The sequence below is a fragment of the Achromobacter sp. 46006 genome, assembly GCF_059761975.1.
On record NZ_JCBANN010000131.1, the window covers coordinates 1 to 1,084 of the forward strand.

A 1,084-nucleotide genomic window follows, 5' to 3' on the forward strand; every position below is an offset into this window, starting at 1 on the left:
GCGCCGGTCAGCATGGCGCAGTTGGCGGCGCAGCAGTGCGGCAACGCGCCGCCCGCGCCGTGGGTGGCCGGGAACGCGGCAGGCGCGGCGGCGGTGGCGACGTTCGCGCCATCCAGCGCCACCATGCGCGGCCCGCTGGCCGTGCACAGGATGACCGACGCGCCCCGCGCGGCCACCGCCGGCGCCGGCGCGCCGAACGCCGCCGAAGCCACCAGTGACTGGAAAACCAGCAAGCCCGCCGCCAGCCACGCCAGCGCGCGGCGGGCGGCGGCGGACCTGCTTGTAGACCTGCTTGTCAACGTAACCCGCGTGTGCTTGCCCATCGTGGCGAGCAGCTTACGACGGCCGCCGCGGGGCCGCAACTTCAATCCCCCACGCCACAACTGTTATGCTCCACGCTTTCAACATCAGAACTTGCAGCACACTATGGGCCTAGAACAGCTAGCCGCAATCCGAGGACTGCTTGTCAAGCAGGCTCAAGAAGAGGCGGCTTCCAAGAAGCAACCCGCGCATCCGAACGCCGGCGAGGCGGCTTCGAAGAAGAAGCCCGGGAAAGCCGCGCGCACGCCCGCCGCCGAGCGGCGCGAGACGCCGGTCGACCCGGTGCTGATCGCCATTTCGCGACTGCAGCGGCAATTCCCCAAAGCCTTCCCCAAGAAGCCGGCGCCCAAGGTGCCGCTCAAGCTGGGTGTGCTGGAGGACCTGGTGCAGCACGCCAAGACCCTGCAGCTCAGCGCCGATGAGATCAAGCAGGCCGTCAAGACCTGGTGCGACGGCCGCCGCTATTGGGACTGCATGGTCGAGGGCGCCGCGCGCGTGGACCTCAATGGCGAACCCAACGGCGCCGTGACCGCCAACGAAGCGCAGCACGCCAAGCGCATGGCCTCGCGGCGCCATGCCAAGGCCGGCGGCGGCCGTGGCGGCAGGGGCAAGGCCAACCCGGGCAAGCCGACGGCCGATGGCGCCAAGCCGGCGCAGACGCCTTCCGAGCCCGCCATGGAGGCGCCAGCGCCAGCCGCTGCGGACACGCCGGCCGCGGACTGACCGGCCAGCGAATGACAACGGCCCGTGCGGTGCCCGGCAC

The 1,084-nt window shown here is 71.1% G+C and carries 1 protein-coding gene and 1 pseudogene; one reads left to right on the plus strand and one right to left on the minus strand.

Annotated features, from left to right (window positions below; translation table 11 throughout):
* Positions 1-233, minus strand: a pseudogene (locus tag AC6LKG_RS26485) (hypothetical protein); the annotation flags it as partial.
* Positions 234-426: 193 nt separating this feature from the next.
* Here AC6LKG_RS26485 and AC6LKG_RS26490 point away from each other — a divergent pair.
* Entirely contained in the window at positions 427-1,044 is a 618-nt protein-coding gene (locus AC6LKG_RS26490) for a ProQ/FinO family protein (protein WP_498169956.1), read from the plus strand.
* Positions 1,045-1,084: the final 40 nt, after the last annotated feature.

Coding starts and splice junctions, on each gene's coding strand:
- AC6LKG_RS26490 (WP_498169956.1), top strand. CDS start 427: ATGGGCCTAGAACAGCTAGCCGCAATCCGAGGACTGCTTGTCAAGCAG.